This window comes from Acinetobacter endophylla, assembly GCF_053543775.1.
This window is the reverse complement of the sequence record NZ_JBLVOM010000254.1, coordinates 43,420-50,330: the sequence shown is the minus strand read 5'-3', so window position 1 is coordinate 50,330 and position 6,911 is coordinate 43,420. Positions and strand designations below refer to the sequence as shown.

The following is a 6,911-nucleotide window of genomic DNA, read 5'->3' as shown; positions in this document are numbered from 1 at the left end:
GGTGATGTTCATGCGGTTGATGCAATAAGATTAAAACGAGTTAATGTCATGGGGTGTTTGCTTTCAACGGGGAAACTGGTGACAAGTTGTTTACAAGAGTCAGTTACAAGCACTTGGTTTTATGCCTATTTAACTGGAATAGCTCAACAAGTAAAACAGACTTATAACCTTCCATTGGTTCTTATTGTTGATAATGCCTCGATTCATAGAAGTAAAAAGATGGCTGATTACAGAGAGCTACTTAAAAGTAACTTTTCGACGAATTTGTATTTTATTCCAGCTTATAGCCCTGAGTTAAATCGAATCGAGATGGTATGGAAGCAGATGAAATATTATTGGCGAGATTTTCAAGTCATGACAGCTGATAAAATAGAGCAATGGGTGGAGAGAGTATCAAACCAATTCGGAAAAGAATACATGTTTACTTTTTAATGACAGCTTACAATGCTCATAAATACATCGAGGTATATCTAATTTTTTATGTCAGCTAATAATTTTAGGAAACACCTTGATCTCAATTTAAGGCAGTTAATACTTTTATTGGCTATTTTTAGTGTGTCTAGCCTTTTTATTATTTCTCTCATTATTAGCTATCAGATCGTAAAAAATCAGTTAATCGACAATTCTCTTGCCTTAAACTCTGATCATGCACATAAAATTGCATTAAGCACAGACAACCATTTTAGAAATATGCTTCTTGAGCTGGACTATAGTGCCAAGATATTAGGTCAAGACTTTAATAACAATGAGCTAAGAGAAGCCGAGGTCAATAAATTAAAATATCAGTCTGAACACTATAACAGTGTTGTGATCAGTGACACCCAAGGCAGACTGATAAACTTTTCCCCTAATATTCTGCATATTGATAAAAGCAAAATACAACATACTCAAGGGATTATTGACTCTCTTCATAAAAAATCGACTTATATATCTTCGCCCTATTTTTCTGTGCAAAAAAATATGATTGTGTTTATTTCTCAACCTATTTTTGACAAGTCAAATCACTATCAGGGCTTCATCGGTTCAGCGATTTATTTAAAAGAAAAAAAATGTAATTAATCAGCTTCTAACCACTTATAAAAATTATAAGAATAGTTATATGTATGTGATTAACAATGAAAATAAAATTATTTTCCATCCCGATCGTGAAAGAATCGGTCAATTGGCCAGCAATAATACTGGTCTGGAATATATGCATGCGCATAAAAATGGTCAAATTCGTTTAATCAATAGCCAGGGCACTGATAATCTGGCGGGTTTTTCTCATATTCCGACTTCAAACTGGATCGTGGTTTCCCAACAACCCACCCATGATTTACTTAAACAGGCAAATTCTATCCTTTATAAATTAGCCGCAGGATTCTTTTTATTTTATCTGCTTGTTTTTTATATTGTATGGCGACTGTCTGACTCTATCTCGGCCCCGTTGAATCAACTGGCAGATATGGCGAGTCTGCTAAATCAGGCAGAAATCGGTTCAAAAATTAAGAATATCCAGCCTTGGTACTATGAGGTCACAAAATTCAAGTTAGCCCTACTGCTCAGTGTTCGCAAATTTTCACAACAAATGAGCAAGATGGATCATCATATTAATACGGATCCTTTAACCGGCTTGATGAATCGTCGTGGTTTAAATTACGTCATGACTCAAAACATGAAAATGAACATCCCGTTTTCAGTACTTCTGATGGATGTGGATCACTTTAAAAACGTGAATGACAATTATGGTCATGATCAAGGTGATGTTGTCTTAAAGCATATTGCCAAGACGATGCAGCAAAAATTTCGTAAAGATGATATTTGCTGCCGTTATGGCGGTGAAGAATTTATCATTATTATACCGAACAGCAATCTTACTGAAGTTTATGAAAGTGCAGAAAGGTTCAGAAAAGAGATTGCATGTAAAGAAATTCACAACATAGGTTTCATCAGCATTTCGATTGGTATTGCTTCTTGGCCAGACAGTTCTAAAAATATTCTAGACGTTTTGAAAACTGCCGATAACAATCTTTATCGGGCGAAAGATGATGGCCGCAACTGTGTGCGATACTAATTTGATTTATTTTTCAGTTTTATAGTTTAAATAAATGGTGCGCTCAGCGGGACTCGAACCCACGCCACAGGCTTCGGAGACCTGTACTCTATCCAGTTGAGCTATGAGCGCATCTTTTTTGGATCGCGCACATCATAACAAAAAAAAGCATAAGGTAAAGCAACTATCTCTAACTTCATCATTTTTATGCTTAAGCTTTATACAATGTTCCAAAACAGCAACACAGAATTGCATGTGAATCACTTGGCTTATTTTGCGAGATCACTCACAATATCTCAACTTTTCACCATTTGAGATATTCATGACTGATGCACTGATCTTAAGGGATGTGTCAAAGACCTATCGCAATGGCTTTCAGGCATTGAAAGGGATTAACTTAAATGTACCAGAAGGTGAATTTTATGCGCTATTGGGGCCTAATGGCGCAGGAAAATCTACTACCATCGGTATTATCAGCTCATTAACAAAAAAAACCTCCGGTACAGTCGAAATTTTTGGTCATAATCTGGATACCCACCCTTCCCAGGCCAAACAGTGCCTAGGTGTAGTACCTCAGGAATTCAACTTTGCCCAGTTTGAAAAAACCTTTGATATTTTGGTGACTCAGGCAGGCTATTACGGCATTCCTAAAAAAATTGCACAGGAACGGGCGGAGCTTTATCTGACCAAACTGGGTTTATGGGAAAAGCGTGCCACTCAGGCCCGCATGTTATCGGGCGGGATGAAACGTCGCCTGATGATCGCGCGTGCCATGATGCACGAACCGAAACTGCTGATTCTGGATGAACCGACGGCTGGTGTTGATATCGAGTTGCGTCGTTCGATGTGGGAATTTTTGAACGAGATGAATGAAAAAGGCACTTCCATCATTCTGACCACACATTATCTAGAAGAAGCAGAAATGCTGTGTCGCCGTATTGCGATTATTGATCGCGGTGTGATTAAAGAAGACACCACCATGAAAAGCTTCCTGAGTCAGCTCAATGAAGAATCGTTTATTTTTGATCTGGCCGAACCGATTGAACCTTTGCATCTGGATATCATCGGCGTGCGTTTTAACCTGATCGATCCGATGACTTTAGAAATCACCATGGACAAGGCACATACCATGAATGATCTGTTCCAATTGCTGGAATCACAGAATATTCAGGTACGCAGTATGCGCAATAAATCCAATCGTCTGGAAGAACTTTTTGTGAAAATGGTCGAGAAAAATCTGGATGGAGCTGCGCAATGAACATTAATCAACTCAGCGTAGCTTTATATACCATTATCTATAAAGAAGTCCGTCGCTTTATGCGCATCTGGCCACAGACCCTGTTGCCACCTGCAATTACCATGAGCCTGTACTTTGTGATCTTCGGTAATCTGGTCGGTTCACGCATTGGAGAAATGGGCGGCTATAGTTATATGGAGTTCATTGTGCCCGGTCTGATTATGATGGCCGTGATCACCAATAGCTATGCCAACGTCTCGTCTAGCTTCTTCAGCTCAAAATTCCAGAAAAGTATTGAAGAACTGATCATGAGTCCGGTACCGATGCATGCCATTTTATGGGGTCATGTATTGGGCGGTGTGATTCGTGGGATACTGGTTGCGATCATTGTCAGTGCAGTGAGCTTATTTTTTGCCGATTTATACATCACCAACTGGTTTGTGACTATATATACAGTCTTGATTACTTCCCTGCTGTTTTCCTTGGGTGGTTTTATCAATGCCGTCTATGCCAAATCTTTCGATGATATCTCGATCATCCCGACTTTTGTGTTAACGCCACTGACCTATTTGGGTGGTGTATTTTATGCTATTTCGAGCTTAAGCCCATTCTGGCAAAATTTATCTTTAATTAATCCTGTCGTGTATATGGTGAATGCTTTCCGCTATGGCATTTTAGGACATAGCGATGTCAATGTCGCCATTTCACTGACAGTAATTACCTTATGTTGTGCCGTGCTGTATGCAGTGGCCTATCATTTACTCTCCCGTGGTTCAGGAATGCGTGAATAATGAGTGTAGAACAATCTCTCCTTGGTAAAGACACCAATTACCCGACAGAATATCATCCTGATGTTCTGTTTCCGATTTCACGCGCGCCTGCCCGTGAACAATACGCACATGTCGAAGCGATTCAGCAAGGTGCAGACTGGTGGCATGTGTTTGAAATTTCCTGGTTAAATCCAGCAGGTGTGCCACAAGTCGCCATTGGCCGCATTAGCTTGCCAGCGTCCTCGCCGAATCTGATCGAATCTAAATCTTTGAAGCTGTATTTCAATAGCCTGAATTTTGCCAAGTTTGCATCTAAAGAGGCCTTTATCGCGACCGCAGAAAAAGATTTATCTACTGCGGCTGAAGCTAAAGTTAAACTGCAACTGTTTCAGGTTGATGAGTTAGAGATCAGCAAGCCTGAAGGCATCTGTATTGATGAGCTGACACCTGAGCGCCTAGAAAATCATCCAGATGCCAGTTTATTGGCTTTGGATTCGGATGATGCAGCAGAAGGTGAAATCCAGCTGTATTCACATTTACTCAGAAGTAACTGCCCAGTCACTGGCCAGCCGGACTGGGGAACAGTTTTTATACGTTATCAAGGTAAAAAACCTTGTTATAAGAGTATTTTAGCTTATATTATTTCCTACCGTCAGCATAATGGGTTCCACGAACAATGTGTGGAGCAGATGTTTGCCGATATCTGGCAGCAACTGAAACCGGAAAAGCTGATGGTCTACGCAACCTATACACGCCGTGGTGGATTGGATATCAACCCTTGCCGTGTATCGGATTTAACATGGATGCCTCGCCCTATTCGTTTAGCGCGACAATAAAAAACATTGAGGTTGAACAATGCCATTTTTTGGGTTTATTCCTTCTGCAGAGCTTTTAAATACAATTCAGACTGCACAAAAAAACAAAAATTCAAGTGAGCCGCTTTACCCATTGCGTGATAAAACCGCATTAATGATTAATGATGAAATTATTGATGCGATTCTTACCGAGCTGGTGCGTCGCTTTCCTGCCAGCGATAAACGTGATACTGCGGAAAAACTGGCTGGCTATATCAAGTCGACTGTTGCGGTTTTACTGAAGCAGCTATTGAGTAAAGCGCCGAACGATGTGGTCAGAGAGTCAATTGCATTCTCTGAGCGCAGTCTGTTTAAAGATCCTGAAGGACATTTCCGCATTGGTGAATCACTGGATGCCAGTCTGGTGACGAATTTAAAACATCATTACGCAGAACTTAAAGCCGGTCAGACTATTGATAAACAAGCGTTCAGCAACCTGTACAAGCAATTTGGTGAAGCGACAGTACGACATTTTATGGTCGACTTTAATAAAACCCTGGATCTTGGCATGATCAAACGCAAGGCAGCAGATATTGGCGCATCTGCAGTGATCAAGGCCATCAATATGGCAGCAGATAAAATCATTCTGAATTTGAATAAAGATGAGCTGCGCGCCATGGCCGAATATCACGACACTTTGTTCTATACAGAATAGTTCAAGATTTTCTACAAATCTTGAGGAATTAGCCTGACTTCGGTCAGGCTTTTTTATGATCAGTGAAATAGCTTGTTACAGATAAGCGACTCTATAAGACAAACTGCCGTAAAAATAGCCAATCCATCGCTATTTTTGTATAAGCGGCTAGGTCTCTTATTCATCCGAATGTTATCTTTAATCTGGCACTTTAAGCCTCACGATTGAAAAAATTTTATCAATCTTTTTCATGGCATGATTCAAATGACATCGCCAGCAACTCATCAAAAAAACTGGAAATCGTAGCAAGATGTTGAAATCGGATTTTTATAAAAAGTTTAAGCAGCTTTCAATCGCACTTACCGCATTTGGTCTCAGCAGTTTGAGTCTGGCCAACGATTTCCAATATCACCCTTCTTATGCCGCTTTTAAGCAGAATGCCATGCAGAGCTATGGGCTAAGTGCCCAGCAAGTAGATTCTGCCATGAGTGGGACGCGTAACCTGCCCAATATCATCAATATCATGAATCGCCCAGGTGAAAGTAAGCCTTGGTATTCGTATAAGACTAACTTCTTAGCTGAATCTACCATTCAGCGCGGCGTACGTTTTAAACAGCAATATGCAGAAACGCTTAACCGTGCTGAACAGCAGTTTGGTGTACCACAGGCGATCATTCTGGGCATTTTAGGTGTAGAAACCGGTTTTGGTAGCAACAAGGGCTCTTTTGTCACTCGTGATGCCCTAGCAACCTTAGGGTTTGGCTATGAACGTCGTGCCCAGTATTTTCAGGATGAACTGGCTGCTTTAATTGCCTGGTCGTATAGAGATGGGGTTGCCACCTCTTCTGTGGTGGGTTCGTATGCCGGCGCTGTTGGCTATCCGCAGTTTATGCCGAGCAACATTCCAAAATTCGGCGTGGACTACGATGGCAATGGTCATATTGACCTGCGTAACTCAGCGGTAGATGCGATTGGTTCGATTGCCAACTATCTGGCACAGCACGGCTGGCAGCGTAATCAGCCCATTGCCTTTCCGGCACGTTATACCGGTTCAAATCCCGATGCCGTGATTGCCAAAGATCTGACTCAACCTATGCCTTATGGTGTGTTAAAAACGCAGGGCATCAGCCCAATGAATCCAATCGTAAAAATTGACGATCTGGATCTGGTCAATGTAATTCAATTACAAGAAAATTATGGCTCGATTTACTACATCACTTATCCAAATTTTCAAGTGATTACCACCTATAATCGCAGCCGTATGTATGCCACTGCTTTGTGGTTATTAGGTACCGAAATTACCAGCCGTTAACACTAAAAATTAATACAAATTATGAAAGTCAACATTTTTATGGATTAATTTGTGCGTATTTTAAGCAATTTT

6 protein-coding genes, 1 tRNA gene and 1 pseudogene are annotated in these 6,911 nt (G+C 40.6%); 7 read left to right on the top strand and 1 reads right to left on the bottom strand.

Features of this window, described 5'->3' with window-relative positions; genetic code table 11:
- The first annotated feature begins 24 nt into the window (after positions 1–24).
- Positions 25–432: a transposase gene (locus ACNPNW_RS13980; RefSeq protein WP_448766611.1), complete on the top strand. Its 408-nt coding sequence runs from the start codon at positions 25–27 to the stop codon at positions 430–432.
- 48 nt (positions 433–480) lie between these two features.
- Positions 481–2,053: pseudogene (locus ACNPNW_RS13975) on the top strand (sensor domain-containing diguanylate cyclase).
- A gap of 35 nt (positions 2,054–2,088) precedes the next feature.
- Here ACNPNW_RS13975 and ACNPNW_RS13970 read toward each other — a convergent pair.
- A tRNA-Arg gene (locus tag ACNPNW_RS13970) sits at positions 2,089–2,164 on the bottom strand.
- Between the two features lie 190 nt (positions 2,165–2,354).
- Between ACNPNW_RS13970 and ACNPNW_RS13965 the strand changes: the two genes are divergently transcribed.
- The 5 genes from ACNPNW_RS13965 to mltB all read left to right on the top strand — a co-directional run bounded on the left by ACNPNW_RS13965 (position 2,355) and on the right by mltB (position 6,839).
- Entirely contained in the window at positions 2,355–3,290 is a 936-nt protein-coding gene (locus tag ACNPNW_RS13965) for an ABC transporter ATP-binding protein (RefSeq protein WP_004645601.1), read from the top strand.
- The gene (locus tag ACNPNW_RS13960) at positions 3,287–4,060 is read left to right on the top strand and encodes an ABC transporter permease (protein ID WP_004279041.1); all 774 of its coding nucleotides are present in this window, start codon (positions 3,287–3,289) and stop codon (positions 4,058–4,060) included. Before ACNPNW_RS13965 ends, ACNPNW_RS13960 begins: the two co-directional genes overlap by 4 nt.
- Positions 4,060–4,875: an NADPH-dependent 7-cyano-7-deazaguanine reductase QueF gene (gene queF, locus ACNPNW_RS13955; RefSeq protein ID WP_312328007.1), complete on the top strand. Its 816-nt coding sequence runs from the start codon at positions 4,060–4,062 to the stop codon at positions 4,873–4,875. The genes ACNPNW_RS13960 and queF overlap by 1 nt, the downstream gene beginning before the upstream one ends.
- Positions 4,876–4,894: 19 nt before the next feature.
- Positions 4,895–5,548 (top strand): hypothetical protein, encoded by a 654-nt coding sequence (locus ACNPNW_RS13950; protein ID WP_129716451.1) that lies wholly within the window; start codon positions 4,895–4,897, stop codon positions 5,546–5,548.
- A gap of 289 nt (positions 5,549–5,837) precedes the next feature.
- Positions 5,838–6,839 carry a lytic murein transglycosylase B gene (gene mltB, locus ACNPNW_RS13945; RefSeq protein ID WP_180039131.1) on the top strand — a complete coding sequence of 334 codons (1,002 nt, stop codon included), beginning with the start codon at positions 5,838–5,840 and terminating at the stop codon, positions 6,837–6,839.
- Positions 6,840–6,911: the final 72 nt, after the last annotated feature.

Excerpts from the sequence above, each read along its gene's own strand:
- ACNPNW_RS13965 (WP_004645601.1), top strand. The coding sequence starts at position 2,355 with ATGACTGATGCACTGATCTTAAGGGATGTGTCAAAGACCTATCGCAAT.
- ACNPNW_RS13960 (WP_004279041.1), top strand. The coding sequence starts at position 3,287 with ATGAACATTAATCAACTCAGCGTAGCTTTATATACCATTATCTATAAA.
- queF (WP_312328007.1), top strand. The coding sequence starts at position 4,060 with ATGAGTGTAGAACAATCTCTCCTTGGTAAAGACACCAATTACCCGACA.
- ACNPNW_RS13950 (WP_129716451.1), top strand. The coding sequence starts at position 4,895 with ATGCCATTTTTTGGGTTTATTCCTTCTGCAGAGCTTTTAAATACAATT.
- mltB (WP_180039131.1), top strand. The coding sequence starts at position 5,838 with ATGTTGAAATCGGATTTTTATAAAAAGTTTAAGCAGCTTTCAATCGCA.